Raw genomic sequence first — 22081 nt, forward strand, 5'->3', positions numbered from 1 at the left:
TTTAAAATTCGACCATGAAACCATACTACGCAATTGCCCTCGTGAGCTTATTAACCGCCTGTTCAGGGGAGAAGAAGACAGATGTACAAAGTAAACGGGAAGAACTGACTACACTAAAGTCACAACAGACCGAGCTGACGACGAAGATCAAAACACTGGAAGCCGATCTGGCCAAACTTGAGCCAAAGAAGCAGGACAACGAGCGCGTAAAAGACGTGTCGGTAGCGCCTTTGTCGGCCTCCACATTCAAGCACTTTGTTGAGTTGCAGGGCACGATCGATGCAAAAAATAACGTGCAGGTATCGCCCAAGTCGGGCGGTGTTGTGACGTCGGTGTTTGTAAAAGAGGGCGATCAGGTTCGGGCTGGTCAGGCAATTGCAAAAGTTGACGATCAGCTGTTGCGGGAGTCGATGGCAGAACTGAAAACGCAACTGTCGCTTGTCAATACGATTTACGAAAAACAGGCTTCTTTATGGAAGCAGCAAATCGGCACGGAGATTCAGTATTTACAGGCGAAAAATAACAAAGAGTCGCTCGAACGCCGGATGTCTACGCTCAATGCTCAGCTAGGCCAGTCGACGGTAACGGCGCCTATTTCGGGCGTTGTCGATCAGGTAATGGTGAAAATAGGCCAATCGGCGGCACCGGGTATGGCGCTCGTTCGGATTGTCAATCTGTCGCAGCTTAAAGTCGTCGCCAAAGTGGCCGATACGTATTCGGGTAGTGTTCGGAAAGGAGACGCTGTGATGATCGAATTTCCTGATCTGAAGAAAACGCTGAACTCGCGTATCTCCTTTGTGGCAACAACGGTCGATCCGCTAAGTCGGACATTTACGATTGAGGCTCCTCTCCCATCTGACAATGCGCTGAAGCCAAACATGCTGGCCCGCATAAAGATCAATGACGAGACGAAGGCCAATGCGATTGTGATCAATCAGAATTTGATCCAGAGCACGGAGAATGGGCAATTGGTGTATGTAGCCGTAAACGAAGGCGGCAAGAAGGTAGCTAAAGCACGGACCGTTAAAACGGGTCAGTCGTACGGTGGTCAAATCGCCGTTACGCAGGGATTACAGGCAGGTGACCAGATTGTTACGGCTGGCTATCAGGATTTGGTTGATGGACAGGCAATTAGTTTTTAGTTGAACGGTTTTCTACAAACTCCTTCTTTATGAAATTTGAACAGTATAAAACCCTCGGATTCACCAACTGGTGCGTTGAGAACCGAACGGCGATTTACATCTTCACCTTCCTGATTACACTGGGTGGGCTGTTCGTGTACAACAACCTGCCCAAAGAGCAGTTCCCGGATATTAAGGTGCCTCAGGTGTATATCAACACCGTTTATGTGGGAACGGCCCCAGCCGATATCGAAAATACGATTAACAAGCAGATCGAGAAGCAGTTGAAGTCCATCTCGGGCGTGAAGCGCATCAAATCGAATGCCTTGCAGGACGTATCGGTTATTCTGGTTGAATTTAATCCCGATGTGCAGTCGTCGGATGCGTTACAGCGCGTTCGGGATGCCATCGACAAAGCGAAACCGGATCTGCCGAAGGAACTTGATTCAGGCCCGACCGCGCAGGATGTCGACTTCTCCGAAATGCCGATCATGAATGTGAACATGGCCGGTAATTTCTCACTGAAACAACTGAAAGAGTACGCCGAAGATTTGCAGGACGTGATTGAAGGTATGCCCGAAATTCGTCGGGTCGACATCATTGGCGCGCTGGAACGTGAAATTCAGATCAATGTCGATCTGCCTCGGATGCAGTCGGCGGGTCTGGCTTTCTCCGATATTCAGCAAGCCATTCAGGGCGAAAACATCAACGTATCGGGCGGTGAGCTGCCCATCGACGGGGTTCGTCGGACGGTACGCGTGAAAGGTGAATTTACGGACGTTGCGCAGCTTCAAAATCTGCAAATTCGGACGGCTACCGGCGCAACCGTAAAGCTTGGCGACATTGCCGAAGTGCGCGACAACTTTGAAGAGCAGCAGAATTTTGCTCGGCTGAATAACAAGTCGGTTGTTACGCTGAACGTCATCAAACGGGCGGGTGCTAACCTGATCTCGGCCGCCGACCGCATCGAAAAAACCATCGAAGAGTATAAGGAGACCCGTTTCCCGGAAGGGCTGGAAGTGAAAATCACGGCCGACCAATCGGAGCGGACGCGTGAGAACGTGAATGACCTGATCAACACGGTTGTTCTTGGCTTCATTTTCGTTGTACTGGTGCTCATGTTCTTCATGGGTGTTCGCGATGCAATTTTCGTTGGGTTGTCGGTTCCCTTATCTGCCCTGGTTGCGTTTGTCCTGATGCCGGTGTTAGGCCCTCTGGTTGGTGCATCGTTTACACTGAATACAATGGTGCTTTTTGCCTTCCTGCTTGGTTTGGGACTTGTTGTGGATGACGCGATCGTGGTTATCGAAAACTCACACCGACTCTTCAACGAGAACAAAGACTGGGATATTAAGCAAGCCGTGAAAGCGGCTGCCGGAGAGGTATTCGTACCCGTGTTATCCGGAACGCTAACGACCATTGCGCCATTCTTCCCGCTCTTGTTCTGGCCGGGTATTGTGGGTGAGTTTATGAAGTTTCTGCCTCTGACGCTTATCCTGACGCTGTTCGCTTCCTTGTTCGTTGCCTACGTGATCAACCCGGTCTTTGCCGTAACGTTCATGAAACGCCACGAAGACGATAACCACGAAGACAAACAGAGCTTCCAGGAAATCAAACGGCCCCTTATGATTATGACCGTGCTGGCCGGGGTTGGCTATGTAATTGACCGGGGTATTGGCAACCTGTTCGTTCTGTTCATCATCCTGTATGTGTTCAATCATTATGTGCTGACGCCAAAACTGATCGTTCCGTTTCAGGAAAGTATGTTACCCGCGCTCAAGAACGGCTATCGGCGGTTGATTTCGTGGATCCTGACCGGATGGCGGCCTGTTCTGGCTATCGTAGCCGCGTTCGGTTTGCTGATTCTGACCTTTATTATCACCGGAATTGCCAAGCCAAAAGTCCTCTTCTTCCCGAGCGGTGAGCCGGATTACATCTACGTTTACAACGTGATGCCGATTGGTACCGACGCCCGCGTAACCGATTCGGTCACCAGAGTTATCGAGAAGCGTGTATTTAAAGTACTGGCAGACAATAAGGCAACCGATATTGTAAACTCGGTTATTTCCAACGTTGGTAAGAACGCCGGTGATCCCATGAATCCTGATCGCTCGGCAACGCCCCAAAAATCGAAAGTCACGATTGCGTTTAAACCAAACGAAGAACGGCACGGCATCTCAACGGATTCACTACTGAGCAAGGTTCGGGTAGCCGTGAGCGGTTTGCCAGGTAGCGAACTTTCAGTAGAACGTGAGTCCAACGGACCACCGACGGGTAAACCAATTGCCATCGAGATTGCGGGCGAAGAATTCGATGAACTTAAGAAACTCGAAAAACAGGTTCGTCAGAAAATTGCCCAGGCGGGTATTCAGGGTATCGACCAGTTGAAGTCGGATCTGATCACGAACAAACCCGAAATCGTCATCGACATTGATCGGGAGAAAGCCGAACGGGAAGGTATCTCATCAGGTCAGGTGGCCATGGCCATTCGGACGGCGTTGTTCGGTACGGAAGTGTCGAAATTCCGGGATGCGAAAGACGAATACCCAATCATGGTTCGCCTGAAACCCGATGACCGAAGCCAGATCGACCGGCTATTGAGTCTGAACGTGGTGTATCGCGACATGGTCATGGGCGGTCAACTGCGGCAGGTTCCGATTACATCGGTAACGAACATTAGCTACTCGACAACCTTTAGCCAGATCAACCGCAAAAACCAGGAACGGCTCGTTACGTTAAGTTCTGATGTGGTGCCGGGCTATAATGCCAACGAGATTGTGGCGCAAATCCAGCAGGTAATCAAGGACATTGAGGTACCGAATGGTTACACGCTCAAAATGGGTGGTGAGCAGGAAGACCAGCAGGAGTCGATGAACTTCCTGGTATCGGCCTTCGGGATTGCCATGCTGTTGATTTACCTGATCATGGCCACGCAGTTTAACTCGGTCGTGAAACCACTGATCATCTTCGTTACGATCCTGTTCTCGCTGATTGGCGTATTGCTCGGGTTCGTTATTTTCAACAAAGAGTTCTCGGTAATCATGTCGGGGGTTGGTATCATTGCCCTGGCCGGGATTGTGGTGAAAAACGGGATTCTGCTGATCGAATTCATTGAAGAATTACGTGGTCGGGGTGTTCCCCTGCGTGAGGCCATCATTGAAGCGGGCGGTATCCGGTTAACACCCGTATTGCTGACGGCTTCAGCTGCCGTACTGGGCCTGATTCCGCTGGCGCTGGGTATCACCGTAGACTTTGTCGGGTTGTTCCGTAATTTCGATCCGCACATAATCGTTGGCGGTGACAGCTCCGTATTCTGGAATATTCTCGCCTGGACGATCATTTTCGGTCTAACGTTTTCAACTGTTCTGACGCTTGTCATCGTGCCCTGTATGTACTGGATCAACGAACGCATTCGGATGAAATGGTTTGGCAAGAAAGACCCCGCACTCGAACGTAAAGAGGAACTGGAAGAAGAACTGGTATAGATAACAGCGTTAACCGAATGATGCCGACAGGTCCAAAGCCGTCGGCATCATTCGTTTTCAGGCAATTTTCACAGAAAGCTATTCACCAGCCGTTCAGGTTGTCCTGGGTACAGGCGGTAACCCCACATTATCACCAACAGAGGGTTTTCGCCAGGCCCTGTCTGCAACTTGGAACACCGGCCATCATTGTTGGGTTATGCTCACAATTAGGCCGCCGAACCGGTTTGAAAAAGGGGCGGCATCCACACGAATACATCATATCATACATCCCCTTACTTCAGCAGAAATACGAACAAAAATCCATGAATCGGACCACTTTATTTTTTATACTCCCCGCTATTCTGCTCCTGATCGACTGGTATGTTTTTCAGGCTGTTAAGACACTCAGCCGATCAGCAACCGAAGGGACACAACGCATTATTGCCATCGCTTTTTGGGGCTTCACCGCTATTTCGTTGCTGATGTATATCATCATGCAACTGCTGCCGCCCGATTCCATCAGCCGGAATACACGCACATTTCTGTGGGCGTTTATCGCTATCCCCTATTTCTCGAAGATCTTCGCCGTACTGATCATTTTAATCGATGACATCGGCCGGTTCTTCCGGTGGGTTGTTTCGCTCTTCTATAAACCTGAGGTTCGCGAAGCTGTTGAGGATACGACCCGCAAAACCATGCCCGCTACGGACACCATTACCCGCTCCGATTTTCTGATGAAAACGGCCCTGGTAGTCGGTGCTGTGCCCTTGGTTGGCTTTAGCTGGGGCATTCTGTCGGGGGCGCATGACTACCGAATCCGGCGTATCAAGTTACCGCTTAAGAATCTGCCTTCCGGTTTCAACGGCATGACCATTGCCCAGATTTCAGATATTCACTCCGGGAGTTTTTTCAACAAAACGGCGGTAAAAGGGGGCGTTGAAATGCTCCTGGGCCAAAAACCCGATATGGTGTTTTTTACCGGTGATCTGGTCAACAGCCATGCCGATGAGGTGAATAGCTACATCGACGTATTTAACAAAGTAAAGGCACCCATGGGCGTTTATTCAACCCTCGGTAACCACGATTATGGCAAGTATGTGCAGTGGCCAAGCGCCCAGGCCGAGCGTCAGAACGTACTGAATGTAATAGCCGCTCACAAGCAGATGGGCTGGAACATCATGCTGGATGAGAACAAGATACTGGAACATAACGGCGACAAAATCGCGCTGATCGGGGTTCAGAACCTTGGCTTTGGCCCGGCAGCCTTACGGGCCGGTAATCTGGCAAAAGCGTATGAAGGCACGAAGGACTATCCTGTCAAACTCCTCCTCTCCCATGACCCCACGCACTGGGATGCCGAAGTTCGCCCGAAATACCCGGATATCGATGTTCAGTTTAGCGGTCATACCCACGGTGCTCAGTTTGGGGTTGACCTGGGCGATGTGAAATGGAGCCCGGCTCAGTATTTCTACAAGCAGTGGGCGGGTTTATACCAGGATGGCGATCAGCGCCTATATGTGAACCGGGGATACGGCTACATTGGTTACCCGGGCCGGGTCGGAATATTACCGGAGATCACTATTTTTGAGTTAGTTAAGGCCTGATCGCCTAACTAATTGTCTACTCATTCAGTTACCCTACTCAATAAACCATCACATACATTATGAAAATTGTATTCATTACCGGACTCTCTTTTTTTATGTCGTTGTTTTCGTACCTGAAGCCAGCCGAGCCTCAGGAAACAGCCATCCCACTCTGTCACACGACAGATTCACCGGGCAACGATATGTCGGCTATGGCCGCTGATCCCGCTTTCCAGCGGCTACATGAAGCTCCCCTACCCTTTACCTACACGGGCGCAGGTGAGATGATTAAATTCTCGACGCCGGATGGCCAATCGGCAAATGGATTTCTATTAAAAGCCAAAAAGCCATCGAACAAATGGCTCCTCGTGTATCAGGAGTGGTGGGGCCTGAACGACAATATCAAACAACAGTCAGAAACGTTCTACAACGATCTGAAAGATGTGAACGTGCTGGCGGTTGATATGTATGACGGTAAAGTGGCCACCGAGCCATCTGAAGCGGGTAAACTGATGCAGGGAGCCAGCAAAGACCGGCTAATGAGCATTCAGAAAGGAGCTATTGCCTACGCAGGCCCTAAAGCTGAATTCGCCAGTGTAGGCTGGTGTTTTGGCGGTATGTTGTCCCTGCAGTCGGCGATGCTGGAAGGCAAACAGGCTAAAGGTTGTGTCATGTATTACGGACGGCCAGAGCAGGATGTTGAAAAACTGAAAACGCTCGATACTGATGTACTGGGATTTTTTGGCAGTCAGGATAAAGGGATCACACCGGAGTCCGTCAAGTCATTCGAAGAGAACATGGCTAAAGCTGGCGAAAAAGTAACGGTGAAGATGTATGACGCCGGGCATGGCTTCGCTAACCCAAGTAACCCTGTTTACAATAAAGAAGCTGCTGCCGATGCTTACAAATTGGCACTAGCTTACCTGAAAGATAAGTTGAAGGCGTAAGGAAGCTGGTAAGTTGTAAGATAAGAAGTGGCTGGCAAATACAAACCGTATTCGTCAGCCACTTCCTGTTATATAACACGTCCGGGTTTTAATAAAACTTTAACCGCCTTTTACTCGTTTTGATTAAACGCTGAGGCTCACGATCTGTCTAACCAACAAATCGGGTGAAAACCCGCACAGCGATGAAAACGACGAAGTTGAGTGGACTTATAACCGGACTCTTACTCGGTATAGCGACGGTCAGTTTTGGCCAGGTATATGGACCCGGTAATGGGTATGGGCCGGGATATCAAAATGGAAACGGATATAACCAGAACTACCCCAACGGAAACGGGTACGGGCAGAGTTATCCCAATCAGAATTACCCAAATGGATATAATAACGGGTACAACCAGGGGTATCCAAACGGATATGGCCAGGCTTATCCAAATGGATATGGGCGATATGACCAGTATGGCCAACCCTATCCACCCCGTCAGCAGGTGGTCATTTTGCCACCCCGCGTCGTTGTTGTGGCACCACCTGTTGTGGTAGGTCCTCCTGTTTATGTTAGACCCTACCCTCGTTATGGATACGGGTATGGTGGCCACCGGGGCGGCTACGGCCGTCGTTGGTAGCAAAGAGTAGGTAGGTATGTGAGATTGGCAGATCGCCTTTCTTAAATGACAAATAGTGATTCAATGCGTGAACAGTAAAAACGAAATGTCATGAAAACGATAAAAGTCTTCCCCTTTCTGATAGCTGGTTTATTAGTTGTTCTGATGACTAGCTGTGGTCCTTCTTATGTAAGTACAGGTCCTGGTTACGGACCCGGCTATTATGGGGCTCGTCCTTATTACGGCTATGGGTACAGGCCATATGGGTACTACAACCCACCCGTCGTGGTTCGTCCGCCGGTTGTGGTTCGGCCTCGTTATTATTCGCCAGCCCCCCGCTATTATGGTGGTAGTCCCCGTGGTGGCTACAATGGCGGTCGAAGTGGGGGTGGTTATAGCGGGGGTGGCCGTTCTCGTGGACCGAGATAAAAACACACGGTGGCATTCATAGAAAGAGGGGTTATAGTTTCAAACTATAACCCCTCTTTCTATGAATGCCACTGATACTTCAGGCGGGCCAGGAAAAAGGCTTACCAATGTGCACAGAGTAGTCGCCCGATTCAATTAAAGGCTTGTCATTGGTCTGTAGATTGTACAGGTAAATCCAGCAATCGGTAGTGGCATCCTGAAATTGAACCGGGATTATGGCTCTGATATATTCCGTGGGTTGTTCAAACTGATCACCAACGCCTTCGTAATAGTCGAGATAAGTGAGTATAGCCTCCTTCTGGTTACTGATTTCGAAGACTGAGCCATACACGCGCGTATCGCTATTTTCCTGATAAACAGCTCCTGGATAACTTCCCATATCGAATGACTGGCCTTTAAAGGAACCTTCGCCCACATAGCGGCCCCGTTGGCGCAGATATCGGGAAAACGTGTTGTCGAAGGGCGGTCGGAGGGTTCCGTAAACGATTAGAAAGTCAGGATTGTGGGTCATTTAATAAAAAATGGATGGCCGTGCGACGAAAGTAGGCTATTTGACGTTAGATAGAAAATACACGGGTTATGAAACGGACAAAAATCATTCTGCTAATGGCAGCATCGCTGGTGCTGATCAATGTACCGCTGGAAACGATGGCGTCTAAAAATCCAACGGAACAAACAGCTATCGGGCGTAAGCGAAAAGGCTACAAACCAAAGCGTGGGGGACTGTTCAACACAGGACTTTTCCGCAAAAAGAATGGCTGTGGCTGTCCGAATCATTAAGCAATTGTTAAGAAATTGTACTTATAGCATAGACAGGCCCTTTCTTGGGCCTTTTTTCGTTAAATTACTTGTAAAAATCTGTGTTTCAGCGTAAAATTTCGTACCTTTGCGGCTTGAAACATCTGAACCGTACCAGTTAACTGGTAGAATTTATTTGATTTTTCATGATTTTCATGATTGCTTATAATAGGGTTCAGAGGAATACAATCAAATCATGAAGATCAAACGAATCAGGGTAGGCCTGATTCAGACAACATCTGTATGCAATCAATTCGCAATATAGCAATCATCGCTCACGTTGACCACGGCAAAACGACCCTGGTCGACAAGATTATTCACGCGTCTAAGCTCTTTCGGGATAACCAGGAATTTGGTGACCTGATTCTGGACAACAATGACCTCGAACGTGAACGGGGTATTACGATCGTTTCCAAAAACGTATCGGTCCGTTACAAAGATGTTAAAATTAACATCATCGATACCCCAGGTCACAGTGACTTTGGCGGTGAAGTTGAGCGCGTTCTGAAAATGGCCGATGGCGTTTGTTTGCTGGTCGATGCCTTTGAAGGCGCCATGCCACAAACCCGCTTCGTACTGGGTAAAGCCCTGCAACTGGGTCTGAAGCCAATCGTTATCGTTAACAAAGTCGACAAAGAGAACTGCCGTCCTGATGAAGTGCACGAGCAGGTTTTCGATTTGATGTTCAACCTCGGCGCTACGGAAGACCAACTGGATTTCCCAACCGTTTACGGTTCGTCGAAACAGGGCTGGATGGGTCCGGATTGGAAAACACCAACCGACAACATCACCTATCTGCTCGATACAATCATTGAGAGCATTCCGCCTGCACCAATGAATGAAGGGTTGCCACAAATGCAGATCACATCGCTGGATTATTCGGCTTTCGTAGGCCGGATTGCTATCGGGCGGGTGCACCGCGGAACGCTGAAAGAAGGTGCTAATATGGCCCTTATAAAAGCAGACGGTTCTGTTAGAAAGGTCAAAATCAAAGAATTACAAACCTTTGAAGGACTTGGTAAACTGAAAGTAAGCGAAGTTGCGTGTGGCGATATCTGCGCTGTTACGGGTCTTGAAGAGTTTGAGATCGGAGATACCCTAACGGATGCTGATCAACCCGAAGCACTTGCTCGTATTTCGGTGGATGAGCCAACCATGAACATGTTGTTCACGATCAACAACTCGCCATTCTTCGGTAAAGAAGGTAAGTTCGTTACATCGCGCCACCTGCGTGAGCGGCTTTACAAAGAAATCGAAAAGAACCTGGCCTTACGGGTCGAAACAACCGACAGCGAAGACCGATTCCTGGTCTATGGTCGTGGTATTCTTCACTTATCCGTTCTGATCGAAACCATGCGTCGTGAAGGCTACGAATTGCAGGTTGGTCAGCCACAGGTGTTGTACAAAGAAGACGAAAACGGTCATAAGCTGGAGCCAATCGAAACCCTCGTGGTCGACGTTCCAGAGGAAACCGCGGGCAAAGTTATCGAATTGGCTACCCAACGTAAGGGTGAACTGCTGATCATGGAACCGAAAGGCGATCTGCAACATTTGGAATTCGATATTCCATCGCGTGGGCTGATCGGTTTGCGGTCAAACGTTCTGACGGCAACCTTCGGCGAAGCCGTTATGAGCCACCGGTTTAAAGAGTATCAGGAATACAAAGGACCAATTCCTGAGCGGATCAACGGTTCGTTAATCTCGATGACAAGTGGTGCTGCAACAGCTTACTCAATTGATAAACTTCAGGATCGTGGATCGTTCTTTATCGAACCAGGTGACGAAATTTACACCGGTCAGGTAATTGGTGAGCACAACCGTCAGAACGACATTGTTGTTAACGTAATCACAGCGAAGCAATTGACGAATATGCGGGCTTCAGGTTCGGATAACAATGTGAAAATTGCCCCGAAAATCTCGTTCTCACTTGAAGAGAACATGGAGTATATCCAGAAGGACGAGTACCTTGAGGTGACACCAAAATCAATGCGGATTCGTAAGATTTATCTAGACGAAAACGAGCGTAAACGGAATCAAAGCAAATTCGCGATGGCTTAATCGGCTATGGATCGAATAACAATAGTTTAGCTTACAAAAAGAAGCCCCGCCTGAATGTTCAGGCGGGGCTTCTTTTTGTAAGCTAAACTATCCGGTTTCAGAATGTGAAGTACTTATCCGTTCTGAAGGCAAAAGCAGGCAATGTTTTAAATGGAAATACGGTTGCTGGTTTTGCTGGCGTTTCGAGTGCTGTTTGCGTCGTTTTGGTATCGGCAAATGTAGAATGCCGATGAACATGGTAATAACCAGCTACAAACAGCGAACCGCCAATAACTGATAGGGCAATTTTTTTCATAGTGTATTGCGTAGAATTCATGAATGATGTGTCTACTGTTGCTATTAACAGAAGTTAAAGGAAATTGTTTCAAAAAGAGACTCCCATTCGGAAACAAAGTCGATTGTATAGGCGGTGCTCATCCCGTTGAATATCATTGCCGAAAAGCGGTTTTTGTACATCGACCAGTTGCCGTTTGTAAGAAATTGACAGTAAGAAGGCATTGGTCGATGGTTTACCTACCCGCAAAGCTACTCCCGGGTTAAGCATCAACCCACCTTTTAGTTCGTAACCGGTCGAACTTTTGTTGAGCCATGTAAATCCATAACCAGCGTCGGCAATGGCCAGTAAACGTACGTTCCGGTAAGGATTCCGGGCAAAATCGAAACGCAGTCCGCCACCGACTGGCATAACCAGTGCGCCTTTGTACCAGTCAATGCCTACCAGGCCACCCACCGCTAACCGTCGACTTACCTGAACACCATTAAAGGTCTGCGCCGTAAAGCTCAACTTGTTTTCGACTAGTTGAGCCGTCGACGACCCGGAAGCGACCCGTCCAAATAGTCCCCCTAACTCCGTATAATTGACGTAGGCAGGCCGATAAGTAACGGATTGCGCTAATGCTTGCCCAAAAATTAGCAGGCTTGATGCCAACAAATAAAGTTGCTTCATACCGATACCTAATAATAAGATGGACGACTAATCGGAATATGGCTCAGCGGGCGCAATTGGCGCGGATTACTGGCGTCGAACTGGTAGAAACCGTCTTTGCCAATCATTAGCAATGATTTTTCCAGCGGGATGACATCAAATGCGTTTAAATCTTCAATATGCTGCAATTGCTTCACGTTCATGGCATCCGCTATATCGAACGATTTGAGGCCATAGGCGCCCTCACAAATGAACAGGTTAGGATAGGCAACGCCCAGCCCGTGTGGATTTCGCATCGGATAACTCTTGAGCAGACGTGGGTTTGTCAGGTCTGAGATATCAACGACATCGAGTTGGTTAGTAAACCCACCACATTGATTGCCCGAGCGCAGGGTTACATAGGCCAGATTATCATGCACCACAACCGGATCGCATACACGCGCGTGCTGAAAAACCGACAGGCGCTCAGGCTTCTCCGGGTTGGCGTTGTCGTAAATGAACATGCCCGTTTGCGAACCGATGAACAGCTTATCCTTGTACGGAAAAATTGTTTCGATTCCCCAGCCCATTTGTATGGCGTTTCCAATTTTTGGTTGTGCCGGATTCTTGATGTTGAACAGTTGCATCGTCGACTGATTGACCGTGTAGAGGTAATCATTGTAGAGGGCGAATCGGGCCATTGACCCGGCCACACCGTTGGTCGTTGAGCTGCCTGACGATTTATCTGACCCAGCCGAGCTTGCCTGTGCATTGAAGAAAACCCCATTGACCCAGCCATTTGTTGGGCTGACGTTCTCCTCACAATTTGTGTCGACTGTTTCAGTTACGTAGCTAACCTTTTGGTCGTATACCAGTTGGGCCGTGTTGTCAAAGCTCCACCAGCCGCCTTCAAACGAACCGCTGGGAAATACATTCTGGACCCGATTTATGGACTTTATGGAGGCTGGATTGCTGATGTCGAACGCCACCAGATCCATGTAGCTATCAGCATACAAAATATTATCCCGAACGGCCATGTCGCCATTGCCGGGAATCCGGACAAACGCAACGGGCGTTGGGGCGGATGGGTTGCGGTTATCGATAATGTGAATCCCCTCTTTCAGTTCGTTGATGAACAGATATTGATCCTTCGTGTAAATTTTACCCGGGTTCACCAGAGCTTGAGGGGGCACGATCTGAACGCCCTGCCGGAGTTGATTGGCTGTGAACGTAACGGGTGAATAACGCCGGAACGTCCGGGTTTCTTTGCAGTTGTCGGTACAACCCGTCAGCGATAAAAACGGGAGTACAAAAAGAAGTAGACGGTTCGCTTTCATAGGCACATGTGTCAGGGTTTGTGACTAAGATTCTGTAGACCGTAAAAGCGTTGTAAATCAGTACAAAAAAATTGCCCGGCTGTCTTGATTACGGCCGGGCAATATTGATCTTACACAAAAAGTTAGCAATTATTATCGTTGATATGAAGCCGTAGAAGCGGGGAAAAGCGCTTCAAGAATCACACAAGTTCATTTCATTCGTTCATACACCATTAGGTGAGGTTGCGCACCGCCATGGTAAAGGCGTAATTGATCATTCGTTGTTACTTCGTACCGAACAGCGGCTTTCAGGTTTGTAAAGTACGTCTGTTCAAACGCCATGGCGTCTGGTGTCCCTGCCACATAGGTGCTGGCCAGATTTTCTGCTACCAGCACACCATCCAGTGTAGCAAATAAGCGTAGCGTATAAGTATTCACCGATGCTTTTCCACTGGCCAGAAAGGGCGTAATGTCATGCGGTGGGTTAGCGGAATCGTAAGCAAACGTTAATGTCACGGCATATGAGGAGTCGGGTTGAACAAGTCTCCAGGTACCAATCAACGTCGCTATTTTCGGGGCTACTGTGGCTTCCTTCTGGCTACACTGGCTGGTCAACAGCAGGAGTAACAGGAAAGCAATCGGTCTGTTTTTCATGAACTGGTTTTAGTCGGATCAGCTATTTTACCGACAAATAACACGGTTTCTGTGCTTTTTTCGTGTATAACGAACACAAAAGGCCGGTTACAAAGCGTTGGCAGTTGCACCGACGTCGTTGAAACGCCCCCCGTTGTAACCGCAGCGGCTTCGGTACCCTGCTCATCGACAGCCACAAAGGTGTTTTGCTTCACGAAACTTAACGTCAGGCCACCCTTGCTGTTGATCTTCGTAAAATCGGCGCGATCCGTAAAGGCCGTTGGCATACCCATTGTCATAAGAGCCTTATTCAGATTGATTTCGTAATTGAGCGTAAACTTGGGCAATCCGATATCAAACATACCCAGCGTCATATCTTTTTGTAACTGAGCCCAGTCCGAGCTGGTCATGTTGCTGATAACATCATCGGCCGTTGTGCTTTCAGCAGGAAGCAAAACCGTCATTACATAACCGGGCCCATCCGTACGGGCAGCACCATAGGGTAACTCGAAGGCCGTGTAGGTAGCCCGAAAGGCTCGGTTCAATTTGCTGTTAAGGCGCATCATTCGGACGTTTGTTGTCGCATCAGTGACCAGCTTAAAAGGCGAGTCGATCGTTTTGGCCGCGTCGAACCGAGTTTGCCAGTCCCCTTTAAAATACAGAGCATTCAGCAAAAACATGACATTATCGGGCTGTATCTGGTCAATTACCTTCGGAATTTTACCATTCGTTTTCTGACTTGCCCAGTTGTTAATGGTATTCACCGTAGCCGGGTTCGTAAAATCCTGCGCCGATACCTCGGCATTAAACGTCTGTTTCAGCAAGTCCTGGAAGGAGTTCTCCACGGAAAATGTATTTCGGTACCACACCGAATTTGCCAGCGTAAGCGTAACCTTCGGGTCTGCTTTAGGCAGGTTCGCTATCAAGTTAGTATAAGTCGCGTTGGCTTCGGCTAGCGTTTGGGCATCCAGGTGCAGCGTTTTCTGAATCTCCTGTGCCGTTTGGCCATTAGCCCCGTTCATAATCATGCCCAACGCCATATGAAGGCTAAGGGGCGATATGAAGACATTTTTAGCCTGGCCTTCTTCGGCGTTTACCTGCTTTGCCAGATCAAAGGCAAATTGAGTCGTTTGATCGGCGAAGGGAGCCGATACCCGCAGTTCGCTGGGTGTATTTGTAGCTGGTGTAACGGATGAAGTATGACAGCTGATGGCTGTTAGCATCATGCCAGCAGTAACAGCAGTCGTTAGGGAAAAAAGAGACGGTTTCATAGGGATAGTTGGATAAGCTTTCGCTGTTTTAAACGATTCCCGGTATTCGCTAACCCTTACGGGCATTCGTCAAAGGCTTTCCGTTGACTACGTAGTGCATCGACCAGCGATTCGAACCCTGGAATCGTTTGGCCGTATTCGAACGTTACCCGGTGTTTTTGATCACCGAGTTGTAACTCAATGTATTCGGCACCGCCATCGGCGCAATCGGGGCAACCCAGTCGTTCGGGTTGCTTCCTGAACGCGTCCAGATCGGCCAGCGTTTTGAGCGAATCCCAGCTTGCCTGGTCAATCGTTTTCTGGCAGGTTTTAGGCGACGTTTGCGTTTTGTTACGGCTGATCATGGTCAGATCAATGTTGGTGCCGTTGAAAACATAGTCTTTTACGCAATACCCAACGCACATACCAAAAGAGGAGCCCGTGCGTATGGTTAGCGGATCGGTCGAGGTCCGTTCTTCCGATGAGACGGTCGTTGGATTACACCGCCCCAGGATCATCAAAAACAATAAGGCAATACCCGTCAGCTTCATAGTTGTAAAGGATTAAAAATGATAATCAACCCCAAAGCTCATACCCGCTGAAGTAGGATGGCCCTGTACCTGAGCATCTGATTTTGTACTCGGTTCCAGCGCCGGTTGATACATACCCGCCACCGACGCCGACCATTGGCGCGATGGCCGGTACCGTAACCGGGCCCCCATCGTAGCCGCCAGCGCTACAGGTCGATAAATGCCGTCTTTATTGGTAACAACCAGCGCATCGCCCACTGTGTTCTTAACGAAAATGTTGGTTAATAGCCCTCCTATGACAGCCATGCTCAACTTCTTGCGAGGTCGTAACTGATAACCTATCTGAACAGGAACCTGAACATACTGATAGTCATTGTTCACCGTCTGCAGGTTCTGGTTTGATGAGGGTACGTATGAAGGGGGCGCAAACGATGTGTTGTTGTAACTGGCCTGTGGAGCGCTGTTGGCAAGCTTAACGTTCTGTGAGCTATTGCGGAGCGCATCAACGTAAGCGTTGCTGCCCGTTCCAACACGGTTTGCCAGCAAATCCATCTGTCCGGTGGCTAACGGTTGTCCTGATGTCTCAACGGTGGCATGGCCCGACAAATAACCTATGCCTGACTCAACCGACCAGCGCTCGTTCAACTGTACGCCAGCCCCGGCCTGATAAGCCATGGAATAATTTGCCCGGCTACTCACCGACGACTGAGTAGACACATTCGCCGATGCCAACGCCGTGTTTGAGAAGGAGGATTGCACGGGTCGTACGGATACCATTGGATTAAACGATCCTGGCATCATACTCACCGACGCCCACAACTCCCGCGGCTGACGCTTCGATTTATTGATCTCCGGCTCTGTAGCAAACTCCATCGGCCGAATCCAGACTATTCGTTGAATCGCGCCCGGCCTGCGCATACGCAGCGGTTTTCCAGTCAATTTATTAAAAGCGACAACGGCCGTTTCATTTAACACCGAAGCAGCCGTAAATGAGCGGCCAGTTGGTGTATCAGATGCGGTAGCCATCGAATGGGATGAAAATCCGGCATCTAAGCGCTCCGTTGGCCGCAGTGCCGTTGCCAGGACGGCTGGACTATTCCCGGAGTGAATACTACGGGATGATTTTGAATAATTCCGGGCAACCAAAGACGGTGCTTCGTATGAGGCTACGGCGGTCGATCGAGTTCTTGAATCGTCAATCGGGAGTGCTGATTTCGCTACGGGTTCAGCCGTAGTGGAGGCAACCACGTCAGTTTGGGCATCGCGTGCGTTGTTGGCTGGTAAGGTAGCGGTTGGTACGGATGACTGGCTACGTGAATCAGCTACGTTGTTGGCCTGATTAACAGGGTGAACATGGGATACCGGTTGTGTAGTCGATTGGGTGTTAAGGGCCCACCAGCCAACCAGGAGCAAAGCCACCGCAGCCGCAATCCCCGACCCCCAGATCATCGCCCGCGACGAAGTTAGTCCCGTTCCCCAGAGCGGTAAAATCTTCGATCCGCTGGATTCATCCAGACGTTGCTCAATAGTAGCCCAGACGCGCGGTGGTGGCATTTCTGACGCGTCCTCAAATGTCTTTCGCCAAAAGTCATCGGGCAAGTTTTTATCTAATTCATCCATTTTAGTATTGTCGTTCAAAGTGGGCGGCCTTGGGCGGGGTGCCCATCGGCAAACCGTTTGTCAGCTTGTATTTTTTGTTGTAAAAGGCCTCTTGCCCTTGAATACTGTGATTTGGAAGTTCCTTCAGCTATATCGAGCATCTCCGCAATTTCGGGGTGGTTATAGCCTTCAATTGCGTACAGGTTAAAGACAGCCCGGCAGCCGGGGGGCAATTCCTGAATAAGTTGCAGCAGATACTGATAATTTAGTGCGGGCAAACTCTCGTCGGCTTGTGGTAATATGGGCGCCAGTTCCTGCACATCGGCGGTATTTTCCCACGGCTTCTGTTTGCGTATGGCTTTTAGAGCTGTATTGATAACGATTCGTTTTAACCAGGCTTCCAGCGGGCACTCGAACCGAAAGGAGTCGATGTGCCGGTAAATCTTCACAAAGGCATCCTGCAAAATGTCTTCCGCTTCTTCGGGGTCATGCACATATCGCTTGCAAACGACAAAGAGCTTCCCGGCAAACCGCTCATAGAGCTGTCGCTGCACAATTCGGTCCTGCCGTCGGCACCCTTCAACTAATCCGTATTCATCCTGCATAGCAACGTTGACTCATCAATGACCTCATTTGTAATCAAACCGTTGTAAGGCTTTTAAATTTTTTTCATAATTCTTATGGCCTGCGACCTTGGTGCTACAGTAGCGCATGGTTAACGTAGATAAGGTTCTGATTGACATGAAAAAGGGCGATAGTAGTTTTAAGATAGTTAATGTTGGATATTTTGCAGATACGTATCTTTGAGAACCTAATCAATCATCCCTATGACTCGTCGAGATGCCATACGTTACTCAGTTGGAGCTGGCTTGACCGCGTTGTCGTACCCGGTTTTTTCTGAAACAAAATTAACGAAAGCCCGATTCCAAATTGGGGCCTGCGATTGGTCTATTGGCCCGGCGGGTGACATACTGGCGTTTGCCGTAGCGAAACAGATTGGGCTCGACGGTGTACAGATAAGCCTGAACACGGCTTCGGATCACGAACACCTGCGAAAGCCGGACAGGCAACGGGCGTATATGGATGCGGCCCGCCAGGCAGGTGTTCAGATTGGTGGGTTAGCCATTGGCCTGCTCAACACGATCCCCTATAAATCAGATCCCCGAACGGAGGCCTGGGTGCAGGATAGCGTTGATGTAGCCAAAGCCCTTGGCGTAAAAAATGTGTTGCTGGCTTTCTTCTCCAATAACGACCTGAGAAACGATCCGCAGGGTACGAAAGTCGTTATCGACCGATTGAAGGCCGTTGCCCCAAAAGCAGAAAAAGCTGGTGTTGTTTTGGGCATTGAATCCTGGTTATCAGCACCTGAACTAATGGCCATTCAGGATGCCGTAAGCTCGCCCGCGGTAAAGATTTATTACGATGTCTGTAACTCGTCGGATATGGGATACGATATTTTTAAGGAGATTCGGCTGTTGGGCAATGAGCGGATCTGCGAAGTCCATCTGAAAGAAAACGGTTATTTGTTAGGGCAGGGAAAGGTCAATTTGGCCGAGGTGCGGAAAGCATTGGACGACATTGGTTATACGGGCTGGCTCCATATGGAAGGGGCCGTTCCTAAAGGAAAGTCGATGCTGGAAAGTTATGTAGAGAATAATAAGACCGTGCGGAGTTTGTTTAGTTAATTGTTTATAGCGTAACGGTGTCGTTATCATCCTGACAAAAGAAAGATGATAACGACACTGTTACCTTAAACCAGAAAAATATGAAGTCAACTTTTTCAGTGAACCCCATTCCGGTCGTTTTGACAACGCTTGGATTCTTATATCTGGCGGGTACCGCGTTCGGGCCAACCAATCATTTCGCTGTGCCCTCGTCTGGACATGAACCGTCTCAGCAACAAAGCGTTGTGATGATGGGCGATTCCAACACGCTTTACCTGCCCAACGATTTGGAGGCAACGCTTTGGGCGGAGGCTCCTATGTTTTATAATCCGACCAATATGGACATCGACGCCAGGGGGCGGGTGTGGATTACGGAGGCCGTTAATTATCGGAAATTTAACAATAAGGCAGAGAGTCGGCTGGATCATCCCGAAGGCGAGCGCATTGTTATCCTGGAAGATACCAATGGCGATGGGAAAGCGGACGACAGCAAGGTATTCGTAACCGATCCGGAATTAGTGTCGCCCCTGGGTATTGCCGTCATTGGCAACAAAGTTATTGTCTCCTGCGCTCCCAATCTCGTTGTTTATACAGACGAAAATGGCGACGATAAGCCCGATAAAAAAGAGATCATGTTGACCGGTTTTGGTGGCCTGGACCACGACCATGCGCTTCATGCCTTGGTAGCGGGTCCCGACGGGAAATACTACTTCAACACCGGAAACGCCGGTCCGCATATGGTGACCGATAAAGATGGCTGGACACTTCGGTCGGGGAGTTTATATGTTGGCGGAACGCCTTATAACAAACTTAACCACGGCAATCAGGTGAGCGATGACGGACGCGTCTGGACAGGTGGCATGGCCCTGCGGATCGACCCTGATGGCTCTAACCTGAAGGTGATGGCGCATAACTTTCGGAACAACTACGAAACCGCGCTGGATTCGTATGGCAATATGTGGCAAAATGACAATGACGATCAGGTTGTAGCCTGTCGTACCAGCTTCTTGATGGAAGGAGCCAATGCCGGGTATTTTAGCAGCGATGGCACCCGCTACTGGCAGGGCGATCAACGGCCGGGCCAACCCATACCCGTTGCGCACTGGCACCAGGAAGATCCGGGTGTGATGCCCGCTGGTGATATTTCGGGCGCAGGGTCGCCTACGGGAATGGTCGTTTATGAAGGCGATGAACTTGGGCCACAATATCGGGGCATGTTGCTGAGCGCCGAAGCAGGCCGGAATGTGATTTTTAGCTACAAGCCAGAACCCGCAGGAGCCGGTTTCCGACTGCCCCGGACTGATTTTATCAGCACCTTTCCCGAGGTAGATGCTACCTACAAGTGGGACGCTGTTACGAATGACCCCCGCAAGTGGTTTCGCCCCAGCGATGTGGCCGTTGGAACCGATGGGGCCATTTATATTGCTGACTGGTATGACCCCGTCGTTGGTGGGCATCAGATGCAGGACCACAAAGGCTATGGTCGCATTTATCGTATTACACCCAAAGGTAAAAAGCTGAAAGCCCCAAAAATAGACCTGCGTACCACACAGGGACAGATTGCGGCCCTTCTGAACCCGGCGGTAAACGTTCGGATGCTGGGTTTTGAAGCCCTTGCTGCACAAGGTGAAAAAGCGGTGGAGCCCGTTATGGCCTTACTGTCTTCGCCCAATCCATACCACCGCTCGCGGGCTATTTTCCTGCTGGCTCAACTGGGTGCCGAGGGGCAATTTGAAGTCGAACGGTTACTAAAGGCTGTCGATGCACCCGTTCGGATAACGGCTTTGCGCGCCTTACGGAGCATTACGCCCGAAAATTCCAAGTCCATTCCGGCCCTGACCGCTTCCCAACGGGCTCTGTTGCCATTAATGGGAAACCTGTCCGTAGACCGAAATGCGGCTGTCCGTCGTGAAGTGGCAATTGCCCTGCGTGATGTTCCCTTCGATGAGTGCAAATACATGCTCGTGAATCTAGTGAAGGGATACGATGGGCAGGATCGCTGGTATTTGGATGCACTCGGAAAGGCAGCCGATGGCAAAGAAGAAGCCCTTTTCTTCGAGCTTCGTCAGACCATGCCCGAAGACCCGACAAAATGGGATCAGAAGACCGCTGACATTGTCTGGGAACTGCATCCGCCGTCGGCCGTGGATATGCTGAAAAAGCGCGCCGATAGTCCGTCGCTCACAGCCGAAGCCCGTAAACAAGCTATTGTAACGCTTGGCTTTATTAAAAGTAAACCCGCAGCATTGGCCATGGTCGATTTGTCGAAATCGTCTGACAAAGATGTAGCCGATCAGGCAACCTACTGGATGGGTTTCCGGCGGGGTAATGATTGGGCCAAGTTGCTGAACTGGGAAGAGATAATGCCCACAAAAGTGTCGGCAAGCCAACAGAAAATGCTGGCTAATCGGCAGATCCTACTGGACGAATATAAAACCGATGCTGAGAAGCGGAAGATTGCGTTGGAAATGGCCCGTGATCCTGAAGGTGGCCAGATTCTGGTTGGTCTGGTGGCCGACAAAAAACTGTCAGATAAGTTAATTAAAGCCATCACCCCAACGATTCTTAAAAACCCGGATCAGAGTGTGCGGACGATGGCGAAAGAGTACTTCTCCCCGAAACAGGAAGTGCCGGCTGTTACAGAAACAGCCTCTACTAGTGCAAAATCGGTTAAACTGGCTACTACCGAATCAGTTCCTGTTAAACCGGCTGAAATCACCGCCAGTGCCACAACCAGTTCAGACCCGCTTATTGCGCAGATTGCCATGCTGTCGGGTGATGAAAAATCGGGTAGATCGGTGTTCAAAGCCAACTGCGCCACTTGCCACCGTCATGGGCAGCAGGGGAATGATGTCGGCCCGGAACTGACGACTATTCACCAGAAATTCGATAAAAACAGTTTGCTGGATGCCATTGTCCATCCGAGTGCGGGCATTGCCTTCGGGTATGAACCCTGGCTGATTACGACCAAGAAAGGTCAGACATTCTACGGTTTTCTGGTCAGTGATGGCGAGCAGTCTGTCGTTGTAAAAGGAATAAAAGGCCAGAAGCACACCATTCCAACCAGCGATATTTCTTCCCGTCGCCAGTACAAGAGCAGCCTCATGCCCGATCCTGTTGCTATGGGCTTGAGCAGTCAGCAACTGGCTGATCTGGCGGCCTTTCTGTTGAAGCAGTAATCACCTTATA

General features: G+C 49.5%; 19 protein-coding genes. 10 read left to right on the forward strand and 9 right to left on the reverse strand.

Features of this window, described 5'->3' with window-relative positions; translation table 11 throughout:
* Positions 1–14: 14 nt before the first annotated feature.
* The 6 genes from ACYVAM_RS04225 to ACYVAM_RS04250 all read left to right on the forward strand — a co-directional run bounded on the left by ACYVAM_RS04225 (position 15) and on the right by ACYVAM_RS04250 (position 8140).
* On the forward strand, positions 15–1142 hold the full coding sequence (locus ACYVAM_RS04225; protein ID WP_461064267.1) for an efflux RND transporter periplasmic adaptor subunit: 1128 nt from the start codon (positions 15–17) through the stop codon (positions 1140–1142).
* A 29-nt stretch (positions 1143–1171) separates the two neighbouring features.
* On the forward strand, positions 1172–4606 hold the full coding sequence (locus ACYVAM_RS04230; RefSeq protein ID WP_461064269.1) for an efflux RND transporter permease subunit: 3435 nt from the start codon (positions 1172–1174) through the stop codon (positions 4604–4606).
* Positions 4607–4908: 302 nt separating this feature from the next.
* A complete protein-coding gene (locus tag ACYVAM_RS04235; protein ID WP_461064271.1) occupies positions 4909–6189 on the forward strand; it encodes a metallophosphoesterase in 1281 nt (426 codons plus the stop codon).
* 59 nt (positions 6190–6248) lie between these two features.
* Positions 6249–7115 carry a dienelactone hydrolase family protein gene (locus tag ACYVAM_RS04240; RefSeq protein ID WP_461064273.1) on the forward strand — a complete coding sequence of 289 codons (867 nt, stop codon included), beginning with the start codon at positions 6249–6251 and terminating at the stop codon, positions 7113–7115.
* Between the two features lie 182 nt (positions 7116–7297).
* On the forward strand, positions 7298–7732 hold the full coding sequence (locus ACYVAM_RS04245) for a hypothetical protein (RefSeq protein ID WP_461064275.1): 435 nt from the start codon (positions 7298–7300) through the stop codon (positions 7730–7732).
* A gap of 90 nt (positions 7733–7822) precedes the next feature.
* A complete protein-coding gene (locus ACYVAM_RS04250) occupies positions 7823–8140 on the forward strand; it encodes a hypothetical protein (protein ID WP_461064277.1) in 318 nt (105 codons plus the stop codon).
* Positions 8141–8219: 79 nt separating this feature from the next.
* On the opposite strand, the gene ACYVAM_RS04255 is transcribed toward ACYVAM_RS04250, so the two are convergent.
* Positions 8220–8651, reverse strand: coding sequence for a gamma-glutamylcyclotransferase family protein (locus ACYVAM_RS04255; protein ID WP_461064279.1), 432 nt, complete (start codon positions 8649–8651; stop codon positions 8220–8222).
* 68 nt (positions 8652–8719) lie between these two features.
* On the opposite strand from ACYVAM_RS04255, the gene ACYVAM_RS04260 reads away from it, so the two are divergent.
* Together ACYVAM_RS04260 and typA are read left to right on the forward strand one after the other, a co-directional pair.
* On the forward strand, positions 8720–8920 hold the full coding sequence (locus ACYVAM_RS04260; protein ID WP_461064281.1) for a hypothetical protein: 201 nt from the start codon (positions 8720–8722) through the stop codon (positions 8918–8920).
* Positions 8921–9181: 261 nt separating this feature from the next.
* Complete coding sequence (typA, locus tag ACYVAM_RS04265; RefSeq protein ID WP_461064283.1) at positions 9182–10996, forward strand: translational GTPase TypA; 1815 nt, start codon at positions 9182–9184, stop codon at positions 10994–10996.
* Between the two features lie 97 nt (positions 10997–11093).
* Here typA and ACYVAM_RS04270 read toward each other — a convergent pair whose 3' ends face one another.
* From ACYVAM_RS04270 to ACYVAM_RS04305, 8 genes are all read right to left on the reverse strand, one after another.
* Complete coding sequence (locus ACYVAM_RS04270; RefSeq protein ID WP_461064285.1) at positions 11094–11291, reverse strand: hypothetical protein; 198 nt, start codon at positions 11289–11291, stop codon at positions 11094–11096.
* A 69-nt stretch (positions 11292–11360) separates the two neighbouring features.
* Positions 11361–11942 carry a hypothetical protein gene (locus tag ACYVAM_RS04275; RefSeq protein WP_461064287.1) on the reverse strand — a complete coding sequence of 194 codons (582 nt, stop codon included), beginning with the start codon at positions 11940–11942 and terminating at the stop codon, positions 11361–11363.
* 8 nt (positions 11943–11950) lie between these two features.
* On the reverse strand, positions 11951–13237 hold the full coding sequence (locus tag ACYVAM_RS04280; protein WP_461064289.1) for an LVIVD repeat-containing protein: 1287 nt from the start codon (positions 13235–13237) through the stop codon (positions 11951–11953).
* 189 nt (positions 13238–13426) lie between these two features.
* The gene (locus ACYVAM_RS04285; protein ID WP_461064291.1) at positions 13427–13870 is read right to left on the reverse strand and encodes an META domain-containing protein; all 444 of its coding nucleotides are present in this window, start codon (positions 13868–13870) and stop codon (positions 13427–13429) included.
* The gene (locus tag ACYVAM_RS04290; protein ID WP_461064293.1) at positions 13867–15120 is read right to left on the reverse strand and encodes a serpin family protein; all 1254 of its coding nucleotides are present in this window, start codon (positions 15118–15120) and stop codon (positions 13867–13869) included. Before ACYVAM_RS04290 ends, ACYVAM_RS04285 begins: the two co-directional genes overlap by 4 nt.
* Before the next feature lie 56 nt (positions 15121–15176).
* Complete coding sequence (locus ACYVAM_RS04295; RefSeq protein WP_461064295.1) at positions 15177–15650, reverse strand: hypothetical protein; 474 nt, start codon at positions 15648–15650, stop codon at positions 15177–15179.
* A 12-nt stretch (positions 15651–15662) separates the two neighbouring features.
* Entirely contained in the window at positions 15663–17249 is a 1587-nt protein-coding gene (locus ACYVAM_RS04300) for a hypothetical protein (RefSeq protein WP_461064297.1), read from the reverse strand.
* A gap of 14 nt (positions 17250–17263) precedes the next feature.
* Positions 17264–17833: an RNA polymerase sigma factor gene (locus ACYVAM_RS04305; protein WP_461064299.1), complete on the reverse strand. Its 570-nt coding sequence runs from the start codon at positions 17831–17833 to the stop codon at positions 17264–17266.
* A gap of 222 nt (positions 17834–18055) precedes the next feature.
* Here ACYVAM_RS04305 and ACYVAM_RS04310 point away from each other — a divergent pair, with 222 nt between their 5' ends.
* Positions 18056–18913: a sugar phosphate isomerase/epimerase family protein gene (locus tag ACYVAM_RS04310; protein WP_461064301.1), complete on the forward strand. Its 858-nt coding sequence runs from the start codon at positions 18056–18058 to the stop codon at positions 18911–18913.
* Between the two features lie 80 nt (positions 18914–18993).
* Positions 18994–22071: a PVC-type heme-binding CxxCH protein gene (locus ACYVAM_RS04315; protein ID WP_461064303.1), complete on the forward strand. Its 3078-nt coding sequence runs from the start codon at positions 18994–18996 to the stop codon at positions 22069–22071.
* Positions 22072–22081: the final 10 nt, after the last annotated feature.

It is taken from the genome of Spirosoma horti (assembly GCF_054776595.1).